Source organism: Pseudoalteromonas ruthenica (assembly GCF_008808095.1).
Classification (GTDB): domain Bacteria; phylum Pseudomonadota; class Gammaproteobacteria; order Enterobacterales; family Alteromonadaceae; genus Pseudoalteromonas; species Pseudoalteromonas ruthenica.
Genome location: NZ_CP023396.1, coordinates 1342689 through 1366285 on the forward strand (window position 1 = coordinate 1342689; position 23597 = coordinate 1366285).

A 23597-nucleotide genomic window follows, 5' to 3' on the forward strand; every position below is an offset into this window, starting at 1 on the left:
AAATCTTGATTTCGGTATTAATAGAACGAAGGTCGATTTAACTCAGGACTCGTAGTGAAGCCGGCTACGATAAGTTAAGTTCGCGGCCTGACAGTGATTGATAAGGCCACATTTTTTCTGCTCCCTGGCGATATACCAAGGTTCAAAATCGCTGGCGGGTGGCGCCTTAAAGCGCTGTTTAAACGGCGCAGTGTGCTGCGCCAATGTGTACGCCAGCAAGTAAAGTGGTTGTTGCTCCGGGTGTAAAAAATAGCTGGGGTGAGTACGCATAGCGCGCTCTGGCAATTGCGCGGGGTGCGGTGCTGGACGCTGATGCTCTGAGGCGCCATCGGCGCTGACATCATCAAAGCTGCACTGCATGGGCTCTTGCACCATCAGCGAGCAGAGCGATGATTCGGCTGCTGTGGTATGGGTATGGGCGAGCGCGGACGCACTGCTCAAAAGCAGCGTCATTAACACGATGACCATAATTATACCGTTGCGCATGGGTGCCTTGTACTTATATTTATGCTCGGCTAATTGCCGATATTGAATGCCTTTTAGAGATAGGGTTGATTTTATCTATTTCAATCCCAGAGATTAAATAACCTTAAAAAGTGAACCACAAACGCTATATAGACGTTTGATTTAGGTACTAAAAATAATTGCTCTAAATAGTTCGACCTTGCTCTTAAGCAAAATCGAATGATGCCAATGGAGGCCCAATGAGTAGCACAACTTTTGACGACGCAGTGACACGATTAAAACGCATCGGGGATGCCATCCAGTGCTCACAACAAGTTCTCAACACGCTCAGTCACGCGCAGGCAATGATGCACGTGAACGTTGAAGTGCGTATGGATGATGGCCATGTTCAGTATTTCCCTGGCTACCGTTGCCAGCACAACAATGTGCTCGGCCCGACCAAAGGCGGTATTCGCTTCCACCCCGAAGTTGACAGCGAAGAAGTACAAGCCTTAGCGCTGTGGATGACGCTCAAATGCGCTGTCGTCGATATTCCATTTGGAGGCGCTAAAGGCGGTGTGAGTGTCGACCCGAAAACCTTGTCTCCTTTTGAACTTGAACGCTTATCACGCGCCTATGTGCGCTCTATGGCCGATTTTATTGGCCCTGAGCGTGATATTCCAGCACCGGATGTGTATACCAATGCCCTTATTATGGGCTGGATGATGGATGAGTATGAAAAAATTACCCGAGTTAAAAATCCCGGCGTGATCACCGGTAAACCATTGGCTCTCGGCGGCAGTATTGGCCGTGACGATGCCACTGGGCGCGGCGCTTACCTATGTATTAAAGAATTAGAAAAACGTGACAATCTCGACCCTCAGCAAACCACAGTGGCAGTACAAGGCTTTGGTAACGGCGGTTATCATGTTGCCCGTTTACTCGCCAACGATGGCTATAAAGTAGTGGCCGTTAGTGACTCTAAAGGAGCTATTTATCGCCAAGAAGGTCTCAACGTTGATAGCGTCTATCAGCAAAAGCAAGAACATAAAGAGCTTAAAGCGGTCTATTGTGAAGGCTCAGTGTGTGAAAGTCAGGACTACGACACCCTCTCCAATGAGGAGCTGCTGCACTGCGATGTCGATATTTTAATTCCCGCTGCACTAGGCGGCGTGATCACCGCTGATAATGCTGAGCAAGTTAAAGCACGGTATATCGTTGAGATAGCTAATGGCCCAGTGACCAGTGATGCCGACAGTATACTAAAACAACAGGGTGTCATTGTGATCCCTGATATTTTGGCCAACGCCGGTGGTGTGACTGTCAGCTACTTCGAGTGGGTACAAAACCGCTGCGGTTACCAATGGTCGCGAGAGCGGGTTGAGCAAGAGCTAGAGCAAGTGATGCGCCGTGCATTTGCGCGCGCTAACGAGCAAGTACAGCGCCAAGAACTCGATTTCCGCGATGCGGTCTATGCCGTCGCACTCAAGCGCCTCAGTGACGGTATTGAAGCACATGGCACGCCCGATTATTTTAATGGCGAGTAAACATCCGACAGGTAAGCTCGACTAACTGGTCGAGCTTTTCTTTTTCCACCGGCGGTTTCCACTTGATGAGCTGCTCCCAATATGCCAACTTTTTCATGCCCCCGTAGAACACGGCAGCAGCGATTTCGGCGGGCGTTTCACCCAAAGCACCTTGCTGCTGCGCCTCATAAAACCATGAGTGCAAACCTTGCTCAAAACTTTGAAACCGCTCTTGCAGCTTGGCCGCGCGCTTTTTCGAACGCAACGATTCAATCATAACAATGCGCGACAGGGTCAGGTAGTCTTTGTCTTGTGTCAATCGTAAGCCGACATGGGCCTGTGCTTGCAATTGCTCTTTTATCGGGGTTTGCGCGCAAAAATGGTTTTCTTGCAGTGGACGAATACGCTCTATGAGTAGGTCCACCACACCATCAAATAAATGCTCCTTACTGGAGTAATATTTATACAAGGTGCGCTTTGATACCTTTGCCTTGCCCGCCACCGCTTCCATAGTGGTACCTGCAAGGCCGTGTTGTGCAAATAATGCGATAGCAGCGGTGATCACCGCCTGCTGCTTATTACTACTCATATTCCGCCCCTCAACGATTTGCTGCGCAGTATAACGGAACCAATGATTATTCGCAGCAATAGTAAACGAAGATGTATACCTGAGATGAAAATAAGTATACACTTTCGTTTACTCAGTGCTAACACCCGTAATTAAATATGTAAAAATTTTCGGCTGTCATCTACACTGAGCGTTGGCGGTCGCGCCACGATTTGTGTCTTCAATGTTGTGCTCATGCACAGTAATGCCGATACACTTGAGCGCATGACATGCACCAAAAAAAGCCTGCGCCCGCATAGAATAACCGCGAATTGTCACCTCGGTGTGGCTTGGCAACTCGCCTGCGAGAGCACGCTATAACAACGTCTGACCCATATCATTCAATTTGCAAAGGGAAACGCTTCACTCATGCGTCGTTATTCTATTACTACTGTATTACGTCCAGTTACACTGGTGTTCAGCTCTTTATTATTGTTAAGTGCCTGTGAGCAGCCAGCACAACAATCACAAGGGGGCATGCCTAATGCCCAAGTCGAAACCATTACCGCCAAAGCGGTGGATGCGCCTTTTATTATCTCTGTACCAGCCACGGTATCAGGCTCGAAAGAGGTCGAGATACGTGCTCGGGTCAGTGGCGTGTTGGAATCTCGAAACTTCTCTGAAGGTCAAACGGTCGATGCCGGCCAATCCCTGTTCACTATTGACCTTGCCCCCTACCAGCTCGCTTATGAGCAAGCCCAAGCGGCTGTCAATGCCGCTCAAGCGCGGTTAGAGCAAGCGCAGCGAGAAACCAAGCGGCTGAAAAAGTTACGCGAAGACAAATCAGTATCACAGCGCGATTATGATAACGCCATTTCCAGTGTTCAAATCGCCACCGCTGATTTACAAGCCAGCAAAGTGCAGCTGCGTGAGGCAAAATTAAACTTGGACTATGCCCAAGTCAAAGCTCCCGTTGCCGGGGTAATGGGCCGAGAGTTAGTCTCTGAGGGTACCTTCGTGCCAGGGCCCGAGTTACTGCTGACCTATATTACCGAATTAGACCCTGTCAGAGTGCGTTTTGGCCTCTCAGAACGTGAGCAACTTATGATGCGCCAGGCGCAGAAAAAGGGCGAATTGAGTTTACCTGAAGACGGCCAATGGCAAACACGCCTACGTTTGCAAGACGGCAGTGAGTACCATCACGGTGGCGAGGTTAACTTTACTGATGTGCGCATCAATCCTAATACCGGTACCTCAGAGTTTCAGGCTATTGTGCCCAATCCTGAATTTAGTTTGCGCCCTGGTCAGTTCGTGCAAGTAGAGCTTATCGGCGCGGTGCGTAACAACACCTTCGTGGTGCCCCAACGTGCGGTATTGGATAATGGCACCGGCAAATTTGTGTACGTTGTCGGCAAAAATGAACAAGGAGCCACCATCGCTCGTCCCGCTCCTGTGCAAGTGGGCGAGTGGTATCGTAAACAAAACGGTGACAAGACTGAGAACCTATGGATTATTCGCAGCGGCATTAATGCCGGAGATGAAATTGTTGTCGAAGGCATGGCGCGCATTTTCTTCCCAGGTATGCCCATTACCGTGTCTAATCAGCAACAGCAGGGATAAGCAGCATTATGTTCTCTCGTTATTTTATTGATAGGCCGATTTTTGCTTTTGTGATCAGCATTGTCATTGTCCTTGCTGGTTTAGCTGCCATGCGTGCCTTACCCATAGCTCAGTATCCGGAAATTGCCCCTCCTGTAGTGCAAGTCACAGCCAGTTACCCTGGCGCTTCCGCCGAAGTACTGGAGCAAACAGTGGCGGCGCCGATCGAAAATGCCATTACCGGTGTTGAGGGCATGATGTATATGTCCTCCACCTCCAGCAGCGCCGGCGCAACCACCATCGAGGTGACCTTTGAAATCGGCACTGATGTCGACCAAGCCGCTGTGGATGTGAACAACCGCGTGAAACAGGTTGAGGCTCGCTTACCAGAGGAGACTCGACGGCAAGGCGTGGTGGTGCAAAAGGGCTCGTCGAGCTTTTTGCAAGTGCACGCGTTTTACTCCCCTGACGGGTCACGCTCGTCATTGTGGACGTCGAACTATGTCACCCTCAACATTCTCGATCGTATTAAACGCATCCCTGGCACTACCAATGTACAAATATTTGGCGCTAAAGATTACGCCATGCGAATCTGGTTACGCCCTGACTTAATGAGCCAATTGGGCGTCACCGTGGATGAAGTGGCCAATGCGATTCGGGTGCAAAACTCGCAATATGCGGCGGGTAAAATTGGTGCGACCCCGACTTCCAAGTCACCGCAATCTTTGGTTTATAGTGTCACCGCTCGCGGGCGCATGTCTGAGCCACAAGAATTCGAGAATATTATTGTCCGCTCGAATCCCGACGGCAGCAGCCTGCGCCTTAAAGACGTTGCGCGAGTTGAACTCGGCTCCAAGGATTACAACTTTAACGGCACCGTCAATGGCAAAGAAGCGGTGCTATTGGGGATATTTCTGCAGCCCGGCGCAAACGCGCTGGACGTAGCGAAAGAAGTCAATGGCGTGATGGCTGAGTTCAAACCGCAGTTCCCTATGGGTCTTGAGCATGTGGTCTCTTACGACACCACCCGCTTTGTCGAGGTGTCCATTCGTGAGGTGGTAAAAACTCTGGCCGAAGCCATGCTATTGGTATTTCTGGTGGTGTTCTTATTTTTACAGAACTGGCGTGCCACACTGATCCCTACGTTAGCGGTCCCGGTCTCGTTATTAGGCACCTTTGCTGGCATGTATATGTTGGGTTATTCCATCAATACGCTAACGCTATTTGGCATGGTGTTATCTATAGGTATTGTGGTTGATGACGCCATCGTGGTGCTTGAAAATGTTGAGCGCATTATGCACGAAGAGCATGTCAGTGCTCACGAAGCAGCTATCAAGGCGATGCGAGAGGTTTCTGGGCCAGTGGTAGCCATTGTTTTGGTGCTGTGTTCAGTGTTCGTGCCTATTGCTTTTCTGGGTGGGCTAACTGGTGAACTTTTCCGCCAATTTGCGATTACCATCTCTATCTCTGTGAGTCTCTCTGGTGTGGTGGCGTTAACCATGACTCCGGCGCTGTGTGTGATGATTTTAAAGCATGAGCACAAACAAACAGCCGGTTTCTTTATTTGGTTTAATAAGTTCTTCAGCGCTGTGACCCATAAGTATGTGGGCGCCGTAGGGTTTATGGTGCGTCGTGGCGTGCTTGGGCTGGTGTTAATGATAGCCATGGTCAGCGCAACCGTTGGCATTTGGCAAAAAACGCCCAGCTCCTTGGTGCCCGATGAAGATCAAGGCTTCTACATTGCCGCTGTTTTTCTACCGGATGGTTCATCACTAGAGCGCACCGCAGCGGTGGTTGACGAAGTGGTCGCGGCGGTTAAATCCAACCCAGCCAACGAAAATGTCGCCGCTTTTACTGGCTTTGACTTTATCGGGGGCGGCTATAAAAACTCCGCCGCAACCTTATTTGTTACGCAAACCCATTGGGATGACCGCGAGGTCGATACCAAGGCCTTAGTGGCAGAGTTGTTTGGCAAAACCGCACACATCAATGAAGCCTTGGTGCTGGCTTTTAACCCCCCCGCTATCTTCGGCTTAGGCACCACCGGTGGTTTTGAGTTTTACATTCAAAATAAAGGCGCAGGTGGCCCAGAAAAGCTTCAACAAGCCATGCAGCTGGTTATGAATGAAGCACAAAAAAGCCCGATTGTCGGCAGTGTGCAAACCTTGTGGCGCCCCGACGCTCCACAGCTAAAAGTGGATATAGACCGGGAGCAAGCGCGAGCTATGGGAGTCAATATTAATGATGCTTTCAATACGCTGGCCGGTACGCTGGGCACTTACTATGTTAATGATTTCAATAAGTTTGGACGTGCATGGCAAGTATTGATGTCTGCTGATGCCGAATATCGTATGCAGCCGCAAGACATAGGCCGAATTTACGTCAAGAGTCACTCTGGTGACATGGTGCCGATGTCGGCTTTCACCACGGTGGAATTTACCCGAGGGCCGGATAGCTTGAGTCGGTATAATAATTTACCCGCCGTAAAGTTACTCGGTGAAGCTGCGCCAGGTTACAGCTCCGGACAAGCGATTGCCGAAATCGAACGTATCGCCGAGCAAGTGCTGCCAGCGGGTATGACCTATGACTGGACCGGCACCGCGTTTCAAGAAAAACGCAGTTCTGGCACCACCGGATTAGCATTAGGATTAGCGGTGATCATGGTGTTTTTGATTCTTGCAGCCTTATACGAGCGTTGGTCTTTGCCCTTGTCGGTGATGCTGGCTTTGCCTTTTGGTACCTTTGGCGCACTGATTTCAATTTGGGTGGCAGGGCTCACAAATGATGTCTACTTCCAAATTGGTCTGGTCACCCTACTGGGCTTAGCGGGCAAAAACGCCATTTTGATTGTTGAGTATGCCTTGCTCAAACATCAACAAGGTTGGAGCGCTGCCGCCGCCGCATTAGAAGCAGCCCGGCTGCGTTTTCGCCCCATAATTATGACCTCACTGGCGTTTATTCTTGGCGTTGTGCCCTTAGTGTTGAGCTCTGGTGCTGGCGCCGGTGCCCGCCACAGTGTGGGAACCGGGGTGATGGGCGGGATGATGGCCGCGACCTTCCTAGCCGTGTTCTTTGTTCCACTGTTCTTCTATTGGCTTACTGAGCGCCGAATTGGTGAAAAACGCTCACGCCAAGCGCTGAGCGAGGAAATCGCAGCGCAGCATAAAAAGGAGCAGGTAGAAACTGACGAAGGCTTACTTTAGCCCCTGCCAAAAAGTCTCTCAAAGGCGCTGTTATAGCGCCTTTTCTTTTCAAACGTTGCAATGACAGCTACTATAGAAAAATCAGCAAGTTAAAACTTACTTTCGACAGTAGGGTAAGGCTTAATAGCAGCGCTGCTCATAGTGCTGTGCAACAATGACTGTGCCGACAAGGTCTTTTAAGTAATGTGGTTGAGATAAGTGAGCAACATGAGCAATGAAAAAAGCGAGTTATTCGCCGAGTTTTTTCAAATTCAAGAAAGCGTGAATGTCGTCGTAGAGAGCATAGAATCCGCCCTCGTTCCCACCGATGCCGACGCTCTAGAGCGCGATATCCCGCCGCTTTTTCGGCTCGCCAATGAAGTCAATACGCTCGAACAATCAGCGCTTCGACCGCTGCGACTGCTCGGTGAAACCGCCAATGAACTCGCCCACTACTTATCACTGCAGTCCCGTAAAATCGATCTCATTCTTAGCCATATTTTAATGCAGGAAAGTACCGACCAACCCAATGAACGCTGCCAAAGCTATGGTGGCTCAGGGTTTACCTTACGACGTGAACAGCCAATGGAGGTTGGCCAGTATGTGCGGTGTAAGTTGTTTTTAGAGCAAGAGGCCGCCGCCATCTATTGCTATGGCGAAGTCATTGAGGTCGATACCCAGGTCGATGGCTGCTTGCACAAGATTCTTTTTGCTACCATTCGCGAGCAAGACCAAGAACTTCTCGTACGTGCCAGTTTACACGCTCAGACTCGACAACTGAAAAAACGCCATGAACAGCTACGCGAAAATTAACGCTTAGATACCTACCCGTTTCTGGCAGTGCTCGATGATAATAAATCCGCGCCTTATTTAGCTGACATTCAAGCTGTAAGTGCTAAACTAGCGGCTTGTTTTTCTGTGATTCATTGAAATGACGTTTAGACTCCTCCCTGAGTGGCATCAGCAGGATGCCGTGATGTTAACCTGGCCGCATTCGAATACCGATTGGGCGGCGAATTTGGTGGCTGTTGAGAGCGTGTATTTAGCGCTGTGCGATCATATTAGCCAACGTCAAAAGCTGCTTATCGTTGTCGACAATGAAGCCCTTGAAGCCCATATTCGCTCTCGATTAACGGCACAACACACCGATTTGAATCAGGTGCGTTTTGTCCGCGCTCAGTGCAACGATACGTGGGCGCGTGACCATGGCCCACTGACCCTAAGTGATGGCACTGGGCTAAAAGCCCTCGACTGTCAGTTTACCGCTTGGGGCGGTAAATATGCAGCCGAGAAAGACAATGCCATTAACCAGCAAGTATTCGCTCAAGCCCTTAGCGCTCAAGTAAACGTAGAGCGCAGTGAATTTATCCTTGAAGGCGGCGCCGTTGAAATCAACGAGCACGGGGTGCTGTTGAGTACCCGTCAATGTGTTCACAATGAGAACCGCAACCAACAGTTATCGGCCGCACAAATCGACAGCACCTTAGCGCAACTACTAGGAGCACAAAAAATCCTGTGGTTAGAGCACGGCTACTTAGCTGGCGATGATACCGACTCCCACATTGATACTTTAGTGCGTTTTGCTCCAAATAATGTGCTGGTTTACGTGCATTGTGACGACCCTAACGATGAGCACTATCAGGCTTTGGGCGCGATGCGTGAGGAGCTCGTGGCACTAAGAGGGCTCGATAATGAGCCTTATCACCTTATTGCCCTCCCCTGGCCCAGGCCCATCACCAACGCCGAGGGTCAGCGCTTACCGGCCACCTATGCGAATTATTTAATTATCAATGGCGCGGTGTTGGTGCCAACCTATAACGACCCACATGATGCCGTGGCGCTTAAGCAAATCGCCAAGGCGTATCCTGAGCGTGAGGTGATCGGTATCGATTGTCGCGCGCTGATTGAACAATTTGGCAGCTTACACTGTATAACCATGCAACTACCGCATGGCTTTTTGGAGGAACGATGAGCGCCCCAACCCAACAATCATTGCGCGTTGCCTTGGTGCAACAGCAAAATACCGCCGAGCGTGATTACAACCTAACACAGTCTATTAACGGCATTCGTGAAGCAGCCGCGCAAGGCGCCCAACTGGTGGTCCTGCAGGAGCTTCATACTGGCTTATATTTTTGTCAAAGCGAAGATGTCGAGCAATTTGATTTGGCTGAGACCATACCTGGTCAGAGCACGCAAGTCTTTGGCGAGCTTGCAAAAGAGCTTGGGGTGATGATTGTTGCCTCACTGTTCGAGCGTCGCGCAGCCGGCTTGTACCACAACACCGCCGTGGTGCTGGAAACGGATGGCAGTATTGCTGGTAAGTATCGCAAAATGCATATTCCTGATGACCCCGGGTTTTATGAGAAGTTTTACTTCACGCCCGGTGATTTAGGGTTTGAGCCAATAAAAACCTCGCTGGGCACCTTAGGGGTGTTGGTATGTTGGGATCAATGGTTTCCAGAGGCAGCGCGATTAATGGCTACTAAAGGCGCTGAAATCTTGATTTATCCGACCGCCATTGGCTGGGATAAAAATGATGACGCTGCTGAGCAACAACGCCAGCAAGATGCCTGGGTTATTTCCCAGCGCGCCCACGCAGTGGCCAATGGTGTCTATGTTATCAGTGCCAACCGCACCGGCTTTGAGGCCGATCCAAGCGGCCACAGCGCCGGAATCGATTTCTGGGGTCACTCATTTATCGCTGGGCCGCAGGGTGAGTTACTGGCTAAAGCCTGTGATGATAAACCCGAGGTATTAGTGGCAGAGCTCGATTTACAGCGCGGCGAAAAAGTCCGTCGCATTTGGCCCTACCTACGCGATCGCCGCATCGATCATTATGGTGATTTAACCAAACTTTATCGCGATTAAAACGGAGTATTCCATGCAGTTAGCGCAGTTCATTGAATTGCCTTGGGTAAAGACACAACAAGACAAAATAAAGTGGGGCCAGCTACATGGCAGTGCCCTCGCTCTGAGCATTGGCGAAGCGGTTAAGCAACATCAGCAGTTAGTGGTGTTAGTGACACCGGACACCCCTAGTGCGTTGAAGCTAGAGCATGAATTACATGCTACCTTGAGCCGTGATGAAGTGATGGTTTTTCCTGATTGGGAAACATTGCCTTATGATCATTTCTCACCTCATCAAGACATTGTCTCTACCCGGCTGCATACCCTCAGTCGTTTGAACAATATCAGCCACGGCGTGCTGATTGTGCCCGTTGCCACGCTCATGCTGCGTGCTGCGCCGAAAGAATTTATTTACGGCAATGCCATTGTTTATCAGGTTGGTGACACGCTTAACATCGACAAGCTGCGCAAACAGCTTGATGATGCCGGTTACATCCATACTCAGCAGGTGATGGCCCATGGTGAGTATGCGGTGCGCGGCTCGGTGGTCGACTTATTCGCAATGGGTCAAAACGCGCCTGTGCGTTTTGATTTGTTCGATGATGAAATAGACAGCATGAGTCACTTTGATGTCGACAGCCAGCGCTCCAGCGATAATATAAGCCACATCAATTTATTACCGGCGCATGAATTTGGCACCACGGATAGCGACATTGAACGTTTTCGTATCCAATACCGCGAGGCTTTTGGTGCCAGTGCCGAGCAAGACTCGGTATATATGCAAGTCAGCAAAGGCGCCCTGCCTGCGGGTATTGAGTACTACCTGCCGCTATTTTTTGAGCACTTGGGCACCTTATTTGATTATCTACCCGAGCAAGCGGTATTTATGCATATGGGCGATACCCAACATGGTGCCCAGCAGTTTTTAGATGATGTGCACAGCCGCTATGAAAGCCGTAAAGTAGACCCTCTGCGACCGCTGTTACCACCTAACCAGCTCTACTTGCCCATTGAAGAGTTAAACCAGCAGTGCAAAGCCTATCCGCGCATTGATTTATCGCAAGCGAAGCTGCCAACCAAAGTCGGCTACTTTAATCTTCCCTGCGAGCCGTTGCCCGAGGTACGCATAGATCACAGTAAGCAGCCTCCCTATGGCGCCTTTTTAGATTATGCCGTAGAGCAAAAACGCCAAGGCGCGCGTATCGTGCTGTGCGTAGAATCCGATGGCCGTCGTGAAGCGCTACTAACGTTGCTCAAACCCAGCGGCTTGAAAATCCGCGCCTTTGATACCTTGGCACAATGCCTAGACAGCGACGCGGATATTTCTTTACTAGTGGCACCTTTTGAGCAAAGCGTGGTGCTAACTCACAATGCCCGTGTCAGTTTAATCACCGAACAAGAACTGCTCGGGATCCGCGTGTCACAACGCCGCCGCCGTAAACATAAACACCAGGCCAGCAGTGATGCACTGATCCGCAACTTAGCGGAACTCAAAGAAGGTCAGCCAATCGTTCATTTAGACCACGGTGTGGGCCGCTATGTGGGCTTAGAAACGTTGGACGCAGCAGGTGTTGCCACGGAATTCGTCACCATCATGTATGCCAATGACGCCAAGCTTTATGTACCGGTATCGGCATTGCATATGCTCAGTCGTTATTCCGGGGGAGAAGAAGCCAGCGCGCCATTACATAAACTTGGCTCTGATGCTTGGGAGAAAGCCAAACGCCGCGCTGCCGAGAAAGTCCGTGATGTGGCCGCTGAGCTGCTCGATATTTATGCCAAACGCCAAGCTAAGCCAGGCTATAAGTTTGCTCTCGATGATGTCGGTTATCGACAATTCAGCGATAATTTTGTGTTTGAGGCCACCGACGATCAGCAAAATGCTATTGATGCCGTGCTCAGCGATATGCAAAGCAAAAATGCCATGGATCGCTTGGTCTGTGGTGATGTCGGTTTTGGTAAAACCGAAGTGGCGATGCGCGCAGCCTACACTGCCGTTGCCGACTCTAAGCAAGTGGCGGTATTGGTGCCCACCACACTGTTGGCGCAGCAGCACTTTGAGAACTTCCGTGACCGCTTTGCCGACTTCCCTGTGGAAGTCGATATTTTGTCACGGTTCAAATCCACGAAAGAGCAAAATGCCACCTTAGCCAAAATAAAAGATGGCCAAGTCGATATTGTTATCGGCACCCATAAGTTGTTGCAAGAAAACATTAAGTTCGCCGACCTTGGTTTACTTATTGTCGATGAAGAGCACCGTTTTGGGGTGCGTCAAAAAGAAAAAATTAAGGCCCTGCGTGCAGATGTCGATATTCTCACCCTAACGGCCACGCCAATTCCGCGAACCTTAAACATGGCCATGAGTGGCATGCGTGACTTATCCATTATTGCCACGCCGCCAGCCAAACGTTTAGCGGTGAAGACCTTTGTACGCCAACGAGACGATGACATGATCCGTGAAGCTATTTTGCGGGAAATTAAACGCGGTGGTCAGGTGTATTTCCTCCATAATAACGTTGAAACCATCGAGCGCACTGCCGAGGATATTCGCAAAGTCGTGCCTGAAGCCAGTGTCGCGGTCGCCCACGGTCAAATGCGCGAGCGTGAACTAGAAAGCCTAATGAGCGAGTTTTACCATCAACGCTTTAATGTGTTGGTGTGTACCACCATCATAGAGACCGGCATTGATATCCCCAGTGCTAATACTATTATTATGGACCGCGCGGATCGTCTCGGCTTAGCGCAATTGCACCAGTTGCGCGGGCGCGTTGGCCGCAGCCACCACCAGGCCTATGCCTATTTGCTCACCCCGGGCCCTAAAGCGATGTCGAAAGACGCGCAAAAACGCTTAGAGGCCATCGAGTCCCTTGAAGACCTCGGTGCGGGCTTCACCTTGGCCACCCATGACTTAGAAATTCGCGGCGCCGGTGAACTACTTGGCGATGAGCAAAGCGGGCAAATCCAGACCATCGGGTTTAGCATGTACATGGAGATGTTAGAGCAAGCGGTGGAAGCGCTAAAAAATGGCCAAGAACCCACCCTAGATAAGCTGATTAAATCACACACCGAAGTCGATATTAAACTGGCTGCGCTATTGCCCAATGATTATATCAGTGATGTTAATCTACGCTTGGGGCTTTATAAGCGTATCGCCAGTGCCAGTGATTTTGATGCCCTTGATGAGCTGAAGGTCGAACTTATTGACCGTTTCGGCCTACTCCCTGATGCCACCAAGAATTTATTTGCCGTACAACAACTGAAAATCCGCGCCGGGGCCTTGGGTATCACTAAGGTTGAGGCCAACCCCAAAGGCGGGTACTTTGAATTTAGTGAACAGACCAAGGTTAGCCCCGAGTTTATTATTGGTTTAATTCAAGCTGATCCACAGCACTATAGAATGGAAGGCGCCAATCGGTTACGCTTTATGATTGATGAAGCCAATGCTCAAGAGCGCTTAAAACTGATCACCGCGATGATTGCGGATTTCGAAGCCAAGGTAGGAAGTAAATGATAAGAATAATGGCCACGCTGATGGCAGCCTGTTTTAGTAGCCTGAGTTACGCCGCCGATGGGCGCTGGTTCGAAATTGAGGTGTTGGTGTTTAGCCAACCTGATGCGTTAATCAGTGAGACCTTAGCGAATGACAATGCCAAGCTCGATGATTATCACAGTAATGACGATATTATCACTGAGGGCTATATCACGACGCTCACCAAGCAGTGCTTAGCGGGGCAGATTGACCCACCCACTACGCCTGCCAAACCTCTGCTCGCAAGTGATAACCAAGTATCGGCAGCGTGTGAATACAGCAAAGAGGATTTTAGCGCACTGACCCGTTTACCTCAGGTCGTCGATGGTGAGGTGTATGAACATACCGACACGCCTTATGTGCTAGCCCAATCGCAATTGCAATTTAGCGATAAGCGTGATCAACTGGCGCGCATTGGTAGGCAAGTGCTTTTGCACACAGGTTGGCGCTTTCCTGGGCAATCGAAACGAACGGCCCCTAAGTTCCGCTTGTACGGGGGGGAGCTAATTGCTCGAGTGCCAAAAAATGTGCCTAATAGCGCAGATTTTTTGAGCCCAATACGTCCGGAATATAACTTAATTTGGCAGTTAGATGGCTTTTTAAAGGTGCATCTAAACCATTACCTCTATATTACCTCGGCGTTAACATTGCGTCAGACTGGGGATACAGAAACACACTTGAGTGGCGAGTTTTCGCAATTTCGTCGTGTTATTTCCGGCGAAATCCATTATTTTGACCACCCACAACTAGGCATGCTGGTGCAAATAAGGCGCTTTAACCATTAATTCAATGTGAGGAAAAACAATGAAAAAATCTCTCTTTCTCTCTTTAGCCACCGTGCTCACCTTGAGTGCCTGCTCGAAAGTAACGCTGGAGAATTACGAGCAACTGTCTGTGGGCATGGATAAAACCGAAGTCGAAGCCCTGCTTGGAGAAGCTGATGCGTGTGAAAAGAAAGCGCTTCACACTAACTGTATTTGGGGCTCTGAAAGCAAGAATATCCAAATAACCTTAGTTTCCGACAAAGTAACACTCTATTCAGAAAAGGGACTGTAGCGAGGCCACGGCTCACGCACTGGGTGAGCCGATTTTTTCTAGGGCAACAATTTGTGAGCGATTGAGGGTAATCTTATAGCGCTGGGCCTGAGCCTCGTGGTTATCATCACGCGTCACGAGTACCACATTAATTTGATAACGCCTTTCAACAGCATGCTTGCGGATTTTTTTGCCACTGTACTCATATACCCGCCCTTCCCCTTTACGTAAGTAGCGCACCATCGGCGCCATGCTAATGTTGATGCTTTGGTGCAAGGCATCGTAGCCTGGCATAAAGGTGTTCACGGGCACATCACACTCAAAGCGCATATACATCCATTGCGCTGCCTGCTTATTTTGCTGTCGACGCTTAGAGAAGATAGCCGCTATCTCTTTGGGGATCCGCGTTGGTTTTATATATTCCAACCAGACCTTTTGTTTCGCCACTTTCACTTTCGTAGTGGAGTTATAAAAAGACTGTAACCATTTAGCACGGCCCATAATAATACGACGCCAAATAATACGCGTGATGTCTTCTTTAAAGATCTCCCTGAGCCCGTAAATGGTGCCTAATAAGGCGACTAAACCAATAGTCACCTGAGTGAAGTTGGTCCGTGCAGTTAGCACCAATAACATGACAAAGGCCATCATAATCGCGGTGACCGAGCCTTTAACAACACGTCTTAACAAGGTGTTTAAGTTTCGAGTTTCTCGTCTGAGTACCACCCCATGCTCGATTAAACGTTGCAACAAATGCATTTTATTCGCTAGTCGATTGGGGTCATCCACAGTGGATACAGAGTTATAACGTTTGTGTTCGCGGTAGCCGTTTTCTGCCTCACAAAACTGAAGTAACTGCTTGCGCTCAACAGCATGCTCACTGCTTTTCGGTCCCTTATCAAGAAGCTTTAAAATCACTTGCTCAGCGTGCCAACTAAGAAAGTTATCGGCATTGTAAAAAAACGACAACAGCTTTTCTTCTTTGGGCTTATACCGCCGTAAACGCTTTAATAGTCGCTCCGTTTCTTGTTGCATGGCTTGAACACGAATAAAGAATGCATCCGGCTCCTTTATGGCCAACGCTTCATTAACATCGGTATCTAACGCCAACCTTACCTGATAACAATACAAGTTGAGGTTCTGCCGATAGTCTTGCTCATCGCCTCGGTTTTTACTTATAAAACGACTGCGCACCAAAGGCAAGTGGATGCCACTGGCGTTATAAGCCATGCGCGTTTTTACATGGTTATGATAAAAGCTTTCTTCACTTAAAGTATTAGGATTGATCCCCATTTCATTGGGAATGCAAAGATACAACTCCACGAGCGAATGAGACTTTGGCAACAGCGATTGACTGATTTGCAGCCTGAGGCCTTCATCTTGTTTGAAGCTAATATGATGATGCAAAGTAGCCGTACCTGAGTTGCTGAATTCAACTTAGTTATACCATTGTTTAGACACATAAAAAATGCCCATCAGCAAGCTGATGGGCATTTTATCACTCGTAGCTTGGCGCAGTTTAGAACTTAACGTTCACACCTGCGAAGAAGCGACGACCTAGTACATCATAAGTGTACGGGTCAGTGTTTGAGTCATTGTTACCTGAGTAGTATGGAGGTTGCTTGTCAAACAAGTTGTTCACACCACCTGTTAAAGTAACCATGTCAGAAACGATGTATGAACCGCTTAGGTCATGATAAGTCACGCTTGGCGTAGTTGGTGCGTAACAAGCTGCTGGGTCTGCCAAACAGTTTTGGCTATCCATACCGTTAATGTAACGAGCTTGATACTGCATATCCCAGTTATCACCAGCGATGTTTAGAGTGAAGTTAGACTTCAACTCTGCAAAACCACCGTCGCCAGCTGTAATTAAGCCAGCATAATCAGTGATAGTGCCGTCTACTTCAACAACATACTCATCAAGAACTGTTGTGTCTAGGCTTGTGCGCCAGTTAAGACCTGCTGCTTCAAACGTGTATGCTAGGTTAATATCGTAGCCAGAAGTTTGCTCTGAACCGATATTTTGTAGCTGGTTATTGAATTTAACACGGCCAGTTGAGTCCATAGTAACGTTTGCTGACTGACATAGTGCGCTATTCGCGTTGTCAGTTGTTGCAAGACACTGCTGAAGGATCGTCTCTGAGCTCACGCTAGCAATCGCATTTTCGATTTCGATATCGTAGTAATCGAAAGTCATTGAGAAACCTTCGAACCAGCTTGGCTCGTATACTAGGCCTGCAGTTAGCGTATCAGCTTCTTCAGGAGTCAAGTCTTGGTTACCACCTACAGTGACTTCCGCTTGATCTTGCGCACCTGGGAAGGTGATCTGCTCGAATGACGGAGAGTTACCAGAGTATAGCTCGTCAACCGTTGGCGCACGGAATGCTGTTGAAACAACACTACGTAGCATTAGCTCTTCGTTGACTTTCCAAGTAAGACCTAGTTTCCATGTTTCATCGCTACCGAACGTGCTGTAGTCGAACGCACGGATTGCTGCGCTTAGGTCAACCATTTCAGCAAAAGGCACGTCTGCAAGAAGTGGTAGAGCGAATTCTACATATGCTTCGTTTACATCGAAGCCACCTGAGGTAGGTTCAACTGGTGGATCGTTGGCCAGACCCTGTGCTGTTAGTGAATCAGGCGTGTACCATGCTTTTTCTTGACGACGCTCTACACCTGCTGCAAATGCTGAGTAACCCGCTGGCATTTCAAACATTTCGCCAGATACAGACGCAGACAAGATGAATAGTTGGCTACCGCCGTTGTTTACTTCGGTGTAAACGTTTTTACGGAATTCTTCCGACACCCAAGCTGCTTGATCGATTGGGTTGAAAGTACCTTCAGTGATTTGGTCTTGGATAGCACCCATGTTGTGTAGGTTGCTTAGCTTATCAACTGAGTCGTTACGACCAAAGTTAGCTGATACATCCCATGCGTAATCGCCAATGAAACCTTCCGCACCAATTACTGCACGAACTGTGTCTACAGACTGTTCGAAGAAACGTGCACCAGTATCGCTCATACGGCGGCCGTAAGAGATAGTGTCACCGTATTGGTAATTTGTTTCTTGAGTTACATAGTTACCATCAGCGTCTTTATCTAGGTAACCGTCACCATCAAGGTCTACACGCTTGTCATAGCTTTGGCTTAGCAATGCATCGCCCATCGCTTCTGTGTAGTCAAAGTCAAACCATACTGGCTGAGGCGCCATTTGCTGCTCTGACCAACGCTTGGTGTAGGTGAACTCACTGAATAGGCGAGTGTCATCAGTTAGGTCATAAGTAGCGATACCAGTTAGGTTTAAACGCTCCATTGGCGTGTAAAGGTAGCTAGCTGGTGAGTAGTTGTAAGCATCTTCGTTGCCGTAACGATGATATTCACCGCCGCGACCAGTTACACCATTGTCGTCAATAAGTGAAACTTCAATGTCTTCGCCTTTAGCGTTAACAGTTTTACCTTTTTCACCATTGCCGTTCCAAATGTGACCGCCTTCGTTGTACGAAGAACCTGTGCAATATAAGCCATTTGCACCTTCAGCAAGAGGACAGGTAGAGAAATCACGATCGCCTTGAGATGCTTCACCACGATCTGTGTATTGCATGCCGATTACAACGTTACCACGGTCAAAAGAACTACCTAGTGTAACGTCGAATGAGCTTTCTTCTGCATCACCTTCACCGCTCATCGCAGTGTTAAGGTTCATGTCTAGACCTTCGAAGTTGTCTTTAAGGATGATGTTAACAACACCCGCTACCGCGTCAGTACCATATACTGCAGATGCGCCATCTTTCAGTACTTCAACTGATTTAATCATTGATACTGGGATAGTGTTAAGGTCAACAGTTGACGCTGCACCAGTACCAGAGTTAATCATACGACGACCATTTACAAGTACTAGCGTACGCTGAGAACCAAGACCACGTAGGTCGATACGCGCGTTACCGCCTGAACCATTGTTGATACCTGGGTTGGTCATGGCACCGCCGGTCGCAGTCATTTTTTGCAAAACGCTGTCGATGCTGGTTGCGCCCATCGCTTTGATGTCATCGGCGCCAATCAATGTAACTGGGCTAGCAGTTTCCATGTCGGCACGCTTGATGCGTGAGCCGGTCACTTGAATTTTTTCAATTGCTTCAGCTGAAGAATCTGCCGCAATTGCTTGAACACTTGAGAACATAGGCAGTGCCGCAGCAACGGCTAGCCCTAGTTGTGTCTTTTTTATATTAAACCCTACTTGTTGAATTTTTACCCATATCGGGCCGATAGCAGTTCATTTTTATATGAAGGTACTGCATAACGAGACGCAACTTAGGACTATTTAAATGAACGATAACTGAATGAAAGATTTAATTTTAACCCAGCCAGGCTATAGGTATATAGATACATTACCCATGTAAAGAAATGTTATAAATGTATCAACCCACAAACCAGTAAAAGCAGGCCACCCACCCTACTTTCATACACTTATTTGACCAATGAAACTATGTGTACGCATTTTGTAATTCAATGTAACCGGCAGTAATTGTTTTAACTTAAATGATTATTTACAACCTATACACACAAACTTATTACCCCATTCAAAAACCTCCACTATTTTTTATAAGCGCACAGTGATCGCAATCAATATGAGAATGATGCAAACACTTAACTTGAACGAATTTAATACAGGTTTGGATGATTTTTTATGCATATCACTTCACAGACACGCAGATATTCGCTGCGCAATAAAGACTTGTCGCACCAGCTTATCGACACCGAGTGAGCCAGTGCCTTCGTCTTTTAATATGCTGGGGTCGAGTTAATATGCTGGGGTCGAGATAAATTGGAAGTGATGACTTTGCGGTTGAGTGTTTTGTGCAGTTTCAACAACGAGTTGCCAGCGCATTGTTGGTTCACTGCAACTCCCTACTTGAGTAGTTGCAACCCAAGTATTCGCGCCCACTTTGTTGAACAAAACCGGGATGCGTCCCATGTACATGCCAACACCCTCCAAGTGCGCTTTAATTACTTGAGTGTGCTTAGGCAGTGTTAGTTTTATCGCAAACGGGTTCTCAGGGTGAACCTGTTCAGTGCTCAAGGCAAAGGTAATGTCTTGATGTGTTTGCTGCTGATGCTCGCAACAACTGGTATTCGCACTGAGATTTTCTATACTTGTCGTCGAGTCGCTGTCACAACCAGCGATAAGCAGCAATGTGCAGATCAGTACGCCAACACCAGAGCAAAGGGGGTGGCCGCTTGGGCGGTATTTTTTTTCACACTCAAAGCGTGGTGAAGTAATCGATTCTGTCACTGTATTACGTACTTGTAGCTAACACATTATTCGGCTGATGCTTTATTACACCAGAAGTCAGTTAAATTTTCCCCAACTTCTTGGGATAATTTGATTGAAGTCATTATTTTAGCCATTTGCGCTATCTTTTTAAGGTCAAAAATTTTATCATTTCGGCCGAAAATAATAAGCGTGTTTCGAGTGTGTTTTCTGAAATGCTCAAAGTGTTGAGGGTTTTAGATAGCGGGCTTGGAGCACAATCAGTAGGGCCTATTCGCATAGAATAGGTAATTCATTTCTAATCGCATAATAATGCAGCGGAAACCTGACAATGAGCCAAACAGTAGCATCACAAACTGAGTACAACTATAAAGTTGTTCGCCAATTCGCTATTATGACAGTGATTTGGGGCATCGTTGGCATGAGTGTCGGTGTTCTGATTGCCGCCCAGCTTGCCTGGCCAGCGTTGAACTTCGATACCCCATGGCTAACTTACTCTCGACTTCGTCCGTTACATACGAACGCAGTTATCTTCGCTTTCGGCACCAGTGCCCTTTTTGCAACGTCTTACTACGTTGTACAACGCACCTGCCAAACCCGTCTTTTCTCCGACAAACTCGCGGCCTTCACATTCTGGGGCTGGCAACTTGTCATCGTACTTGCAGCAATTACCTTACCTATGGGTATTACTAGCTCAAAAGAGTACGCTGAGCTTGAGTGGCCAATTGATATTCTGATTGCCGTCGTGTGGGTCTCGTATGCCGTGGTGTTCTTCGGCACGCTAATCAAGCGTAAGGTGTCACACATTTACGTGGCAAACTGGTTCTATGCTGGTTTCATTATCACGGTCGCCGTTTTACACATTGTAAACAGCATGGCTGTTCCGGTCTCGCTGACCAAGTCATACTCCATTTATGCCGGTGCAGTTGATGCCATGGTGCAATGGTGGTACGGCCACAACGCAGTAGGTTTCCTACTGACAGCGGGCTTCCTTGGGATGATGTACTACTTCGTTCCTAAACAAGCGGGGCGTCCTGTGTACTCTTACCGTTTATCGGTTGTACACTTCTGGGCACTTGTCTCTCTTTACATTTGGGCTGGTCCTCACCACCTACACTACACGGCTCTGCCAGATTGGACACAGTCGCTAGGTATGGTGATGTCGGTGATCTTATTCGTACCTTCATGGGGCGGCATGATCAACGGTATCATGACCCTATCGGGCGCGTGGCACAAATTGCGCACTGACCCAGTACTGCGTTTCTTGGTGGTCTCACTGTCATTCTACGGCATGTCGACTTTCGAAGGCCCGATGATGGCTATCAAATCAGTAAACGCCCTATCTCACTACACTGACTGGACCGTAGGTCACGTACACTCTGGTGCGCTTGGTTGGGTAGCGATGATTTCTATTGGTGCAATCTATCACCTAATCCCGGCATTGTTCGGCCATGGTCGCATGTACAGCATCAAGCTGGTTAACACGCATTTCTGGCTACACACTGTGGGCGTTGTACTTTACATCGTGGCAATGTGGATTTCAGGTGTAATGCAGGGTCTAATGTGGCGTGCAGTGAACGAAGACGGCACCTTAATGTACAGCTTCGTACAATCACTAGAAGCGTCTTATCCCTTCTACATCATGCGTTTCCTAGGCGGTGTATTCATCGTAACGGGTATGTTGGTTATGGCTTATAACTGTTATCGCACCATTGCTGCCAAAAAAGGCGCAATCGCTGACGATACACAGGCACAACCAGCTTAAGGGGTAGATGATGAGCAATAAAAACTCTAGCAACAAACACGAAATTGTTGAAAAGAACGTCGGCCTGATGGCCATCCTAACGGTGTTCGCGATTAGCTTTGGTGCACTTGTGGAAATCACCCCGCTGATGTTCCAAAAAGACACCACTGAGCCTGTAGATGGGCTACGCCCGCTCACAGCGCTTGAGCTTGAAGGCCGTGATATCTATGTTCGTGAAGGTTGTTACAACTGTCACTCACAGATGATCCGTCCTTTCCGTGACGAGGTAGAGCGCTATGGTCACTACTCGGTGGCTGGTGAGTCGGTATGGGATCACCCTTTCCAATGGGGCTCAAAACGTACCGGTCCTGACCTTGCACGTGTAGGCGAGCGCTACTCTGACGATTGGCACTACGCCCACCTTATGGACCCACGCGCTGTGGTTCCAGAGTCAAACATGCCAGCTTTTCCTTGGTTGGATGAAAACGTACTTGATGGCGAGTTAACGGCTAAGAAAATGGAAGTATTCCAGGATTTTGGCGTACCTTATACGGATGAAGACATTCAAGGCGCCAAAGAAGCGGTGCAAGGCAAAACCGAAATGGAAGCCTTAATCGCCTACTTGCAGCAACTTGGCACACACTTGAAGTAATTATTATGGATTACGGCACGTTCAGAGGCATTTTAACTCTGGTAATAATGGTACTTTTTATCGTGATTGTGTTGTGGGCATTCAGTAAGCGCAGTAAGAAGCGCTTCGACGACGCAGCCAACTCGGTGTTTGAAGACGAAAAGAAACACCAAAACACAATCACACATGAGGAAAAGGAGTCTGAGAAATGACTAGCTTTTGGAGTATTTGGGTCATCGTGTTAACAGTGGCCTGTCTAGCTCTCATTTTTGCTCTACTAGTTTGGAACTTGAAAAACTACGTGGGTGTAAAAGAGGGTGAAAGTTGTGGCCACGAATTTGATGGCATTGAAGAGGTGAATAACCCACTACCAAAATGGTGGACATACATGTTCTTCGCCACCTTTATTTGGGCAGTGTTTTACCTTGCTGCTTACCCTGGTTTAGGTAACTTTGAAGGCCTATTTAAGTGGAAAAGCTCGAACCAAGGCATTACGTCTTTAGAAGAGTCAAAGCAAGCCGTCAGTGAAGCCGAAGAAAATGGCTACCGTATTCAGCTTGACGATGAAATTCGTGCCGCTGAAAAACGCTATGGCCCTATCTTTGAGTCTTTTGCCAAGCGTGATGTACTTGACTTAGCAGCGGATGAAAAGGCGTTAGAAATTGGTCAACGTTTGTTCTTACAAAACTGCGCGCAATGTCACGACTCTGATGCTCGTGGCGGTGACGGCTTCCCTAATCTGACCGATAATGATTGGTTATATGGTGGCTCGCCAGATAAAATTAAAGAAACGTTACTGCACGGTCGTGTAGCAGCCATGCCAAGCTGGGAAGCTGCATTGGGTGATCAAGGTATCAAAGAGATGACCGCCTATGTACTTAGCCTTTCCGGACGTACGGTTAACCAAAAAGACGCTGAAGCCGGTGCCGCTAAGTTCGCTATGTGTGCTGCCTGTCACGGTGCTGATGGTAAAGGCTCTGTTGCTCATAACCTGCCGTTTGGGGCACCTAACCTGACCGATAACATTTGGTTATATGGTAGTGGCTCAAAGCGTTCAGTTGAAGAAACGCTACGTAACGGTCGCGCTGGTGTCATGCCCGCTTGGAAAGAAATTCTTGGCGAGGACAAAGTTCACCTGTTAACGGCATACGTATACAGCCTGTCTCAGGAAAAATAATCGCTTAGATTAATTGAAATCAAAAAAGCCTCCTAATTTGGAGGCTTTTTTTTGGGAATTTTTGTTC

Annotated in this window: 18 protein-coding genes; 13 read left to right on the forward strand and 5 right to left on the reverse strand. The window is 48.4% G+C overall.

All coding sequences use genetic code 11. The annotated features are described in order from the left end of the window. Positions 1-42 precede the first annotated feature (42 nt). Complete coding sequence (locus PRUTH_RS06370; RefSeq protein WP_170268905.1) at positions 43-486, reverse strand: hypothetical protein; 444 nt, start codon at positions 484-486, stop codon at positions 43-45. 218 nt (positions 487-704) lie between these two features. Between PRUTH_RS06370 and PRUTH_RS06375 the strand changes: the two genes are divergently transcribed. Then, positions 705-1991, forward strand: coding sequence for a Glu/Leu/Phe/Val family dehydrogenase (locus PRUTH_RS06375; RefSeq protein ID WP_138547178.1), 1287 nt, complete (start codon positions 705-707; stop codon positions 1989-1991). Here PRUTH_RS06375 and PRUTH_RS06380 read toward each other — a convergent pair. Beyond that, the gene (locus PRUTH_RS06380) at positions 1978-2559 is read right to left on the reverse strand and encodes a TetR/AcrR family transcriptional regulator (protein WP_022943758.1); all 582 of its coding nucleotides are present in this window, start codon (positions 2557-2559) and stop codon (positions 1978-1980) included. The genes PRUTH_RS06375 and PRUTH_RS06380 overlap by 14 nt on opposite strands. A 387-nt stretch (positions 2560-2946) precedes the next feature. Between PRUTH_RS06380 and PRUTH_RS06385 the strand changes: the two genes are divergently transcribed. From PRUTH_RS06385 to PRUTH_RS06420, 8 genes are all read left to right on the forward strand, one after another. After that, on the forward strand, positions 2947-4137 hold the full coding sequence (locus tag PRUTH_RS06385; RefSeq protein WP_045978677.1) for an efflux RND transporter periplasmic adaptor subunit: 1191 nt from the start codon (positions 2947-2949) through the stop codon (positions 4135-4137). 8 nt (positions 4138-4145) lie between these two features. Then, a complete protein-coding gene (locus PRUTH_RS06390) occupies positions 4146-7319 on the forward strand; it encodes an efflux RND transporter permease subunit (RefSeq protein WP_022943756.1) in 3174 nt (1057 codons plus the stop codon). Between the two features lie 207 nt (positions 7320-7526). Continuing rightward, positions 7527-8111, forward strand: a complete 585-nt coding sequence (locus tag PRUTH_RS06395; RefSeq protein WP_151172876.1) for a PilZ domain-containing protein — start codon at positions 7527-7529, stop codon at positions 8109-8111. 118 nt (positions 8112-8229) lie between these two features. Beyond that, positions 8230-9270: an agmatine deiminase family protein gene (locus tag PRUTH_RS06400; RefSeq protein ID WP_151172877.1), complete on the forward strand. Its 1041-nt coding sequence runs from the start codon at positions 8230-8232 to the stop codon at positions 9268-9270. After that, a complete protein-coding gene (locus PRUTH_RS06405; protein ID WP_151172878.1) occupies positions 9267-10166 on the forward strand; it encodes a carbon-nitrogen hydrolase in 900 nt (299 codons plus the stop codon). The genes PRUTH_RS06400 and PRUTH_RS06405 overlap by 4 nt, the downstream gene beginning before the upstream one ends. Before the next feature lie 13 nt (positions 10167-10179). Continuing rightward, positions 10180-13656 carry a transcription-repair coupling factor gene (mfd, locus tag PRUTH_RS06410; RefSeq protein ID WP_151172879.1) on the forward strand — a complete coding sequence of 1159 codons (3477 nt, stop codon included), beginning with the start codon at positions 10180-10182 and terminating at the stop codon, positions 13654-13656. Further along, entirely contained in the window at positions 13653-14459 is an 807-nt protein-coding gene (locus PRUTH_RS06415) for a CsiV family protein (RefSeq protein WP_082079271.1), read from the forward strand. Before mfd ends, PRUTH_RS06415 begins: the two co-directional genes overlap by 4 nt. Before the next feature lie 19 nt (positions 14460-14478). Continuing rightward, on the forward strand, positions 14479-14730 hold the full coding sequence (locus PRUTH_RS06420; protein WP_022943670.1) for a hypothetical protein: 252 nt from the start codon (positions 14479-14481) through the stop codon (positions 14728-14730). A 12-nt stretch (positions 14731-14742) separates the two neighbouring features. Here the strand turns inward: PRUTH_RS06420 and PRUTH_RS06425 are convergent, their stop codons facing one another. The 3 genes from PRUTH_RS06425 to PRUTH_RS06435 all read right to left on the reverse strand — a co-directional run bounded on the left by PRUTH_RS06425 (position 14743) and on the right by PRUTH_RS06435 (position 19999). Next, positions 14743-16116, reverse strand: a complete 1374-nt coding sequence (locus PRUTH_RS06425) for a hypothetical protein (RefSeq protein ID WP_239383899.1) — start codon at positions 16114-16116, stop codon at positions 14743-14745. Between the two features lie 112 nt (positions 16117-16228). Then, positions 16229-18931, reverse strand: a complete 2703-nt coding sequence (locus tag PRUTH_RS06430; RefSeq protein WP_022943668.1) for a TonB-dependent receptor — start codon at positions 18929-18931, stop codon at positions 16229-16231. A gap of 576 nt (positions 18932-19507) precedes the next feature. Continuing rightward, positions 19508-19999, reverse strand: coding sequence for a hypothetical protein (locus tag PRUTH_RS06435; RefSeq protein WP_151172880.1), 492 nt, complete (start codon positions 19997-19999; stop codon positions 19508-19510). Positions 20000-20309: 310 nt separating this feature from the next. On the opposite strand from PRUTH_RS06435, the gene ccoN reads away from it, so the two are divergent. From ccoN to ccoP, 4 genes are read left to right on the forward strand one after another with little or no spacing between them, the layout of a single operon-like run. Further along, complete coding sequence (gene ccoN / locus PRUTH_RS06440; protein ID WP_022943666.1) at positions 20310-21743, forward strand: cytochrome-c oxidase, cbb3-type subunit I; 1434 nt, start codon at positions 20310-20312, stop codon at positions 21741-21743. Between the two features lie 10 nt (positions 21744-21753). Continuing rightward, on the forward strand, positions 21754-22374 hold the full coding sequence (ccoO, locus tag PRUTH_RS06445) for a cytochrome-c oxidase, cbb3-type subunit II (RefSeq protein WP_022943665.1): 621 nt from the start codon (positions 21754-21756) through the stop codon (positions 22372-22374). 5 nt (positions 22375-22379) lie between these two features. Next, complete coding sequence (locus PRUTH_RS06450; RefSeq protein ID WP_045978669.1) at positions 22380-22565, forward strand: CcoQ/FixQ family Cbb3-type cytochrome c oxidase assembly chaperone; 186 nt, start codon at positions 22380-22382, stop codon at positions 22563-22565. Further along, positions 22562-23530 carry a cytochrome-c oxidase, cbb3-type subunit III gene (gene ccoP, locus PRUTH_RS06455; protein ID WP_151172881.1) on the forward strand — a complete coding sequence of 323 codons (969 nt, stop codon included), beginning with the start codon at positions 22562-22564 and terminating at the stop codon, positions 23528-23530. Before PRUTH_RS06450 ends, ccoP begins: the two co-directional genes overlap by 4 nt. Positions 23531-23597 lie beyond the last annotated feature (67 nt).

Excerpts from the sequence above, each read along its gene's own strand:
- PRUTH_RS06400 (WP_151172877.1), top strand. The coding sequence starts at position 8,230 with ATGACGTTTAGACTCCTCCCTGAGTGGCATCAGCAGGATGCCGTGATG.
- PRUTH_RS06370 (WP_170268905.1), bottom strand. The coding sequence starts at position 486 with ATGCGCAACGGTATAATTATGGTCATCGTGTTAATGACGCTGCTTTTG.
- PRUTH_RS06405 (WP_151172878.1), top strand. The coding sequence starts at position 9,267 with ATGAGCGCCCCAACCCAACAATCATTGCGCGTTGCCTTGGTGCAACAG.
- PRUTH_RS06390 (WP_022943756.1), top strand. The coding sequence starts at position 4,146 with ATGTTCTCTCGTTATTTTATTGATAGGCCGATTTTTGCTTTTGTGATC.
- PRUTH_RS06385 (WP_045978677.1), top strand. The coding sequence starts at position 2,947 with ATGCGTCGTTATTCTATTACTACTGTATTACGTCCAGTTACACTGGTG.
- ccoP (WP_151172881.1), top strand. The coding sequence starts at position 22,562 with ATGACTAGCTTTTGGAGTATTTGGGTCATCGTGTTAACAGTGGCCTGT.
- PRUTH_RS06415 (WP_082079271.1), top strand. The coding sequence starts at position 13,653 with ATGATAAGAATAATGGCCACGCTGATGGCAGCCTGTTTTAGTAGCCTG.
- PRUTH_RS06375 (WP_138547178.1), top strand. The coding sequence starts at position 705 with ATGAGTAGCACAACTTTTGACGACGCAGTGACACGATTAAAACGCATC.
- PRUTH_RS06420 (WP_022943670.1), top strand. The coding sequence starts at position 14,479 with ATGAAAAAATCTCTCTTTCTCTCTTTAGCCACCGTGCTCACCTTGAGT.
- PRUTH_RS06450 (WP_045978669.1), top strand. The coding sequence starts at position 22,380 with ATGGATTACGGCACGTTCAGAGGCATTTTAACTCTGGTAATAATGGTA.
- mfd (WP_151172879.1), top strand. The coding sequence starts at position 10,180 with ATGCAGTTAGCGCAGTTCATTGAATTGCCTTGGGTAAAGACACAACAA.
- ccoN (WP_022943666.1), top strand. The coding sequence starts at position 20,310 with ATGAGCCAAACAGTAGCATCACAAACTGAGTACAACTATAAAGTTGTT.
- PRUTH_RS06380 (WP_022943758.1), bottom strand. The coding sequence starts at position 2,559 with ATGAGTAGTAATAAGCAGCAGGCGGTGATCACCGCTGCTATCGCATTA.
- PRUTH_RS06395 (WP_151172876.1), top strand. The coding sequence starts at position 7,527 with ATGAGCAATGAAAAAAGCGAGTTATTCGCCGAGTTTTTTCAAATTCAA.
- ccoO (WP_022943665.1), top strand. The coding sequence starts at position 21,754 with ATGAGCAATAAAAACTCTAGCAACAAACACGAAATTGTTGAAAAGAAC.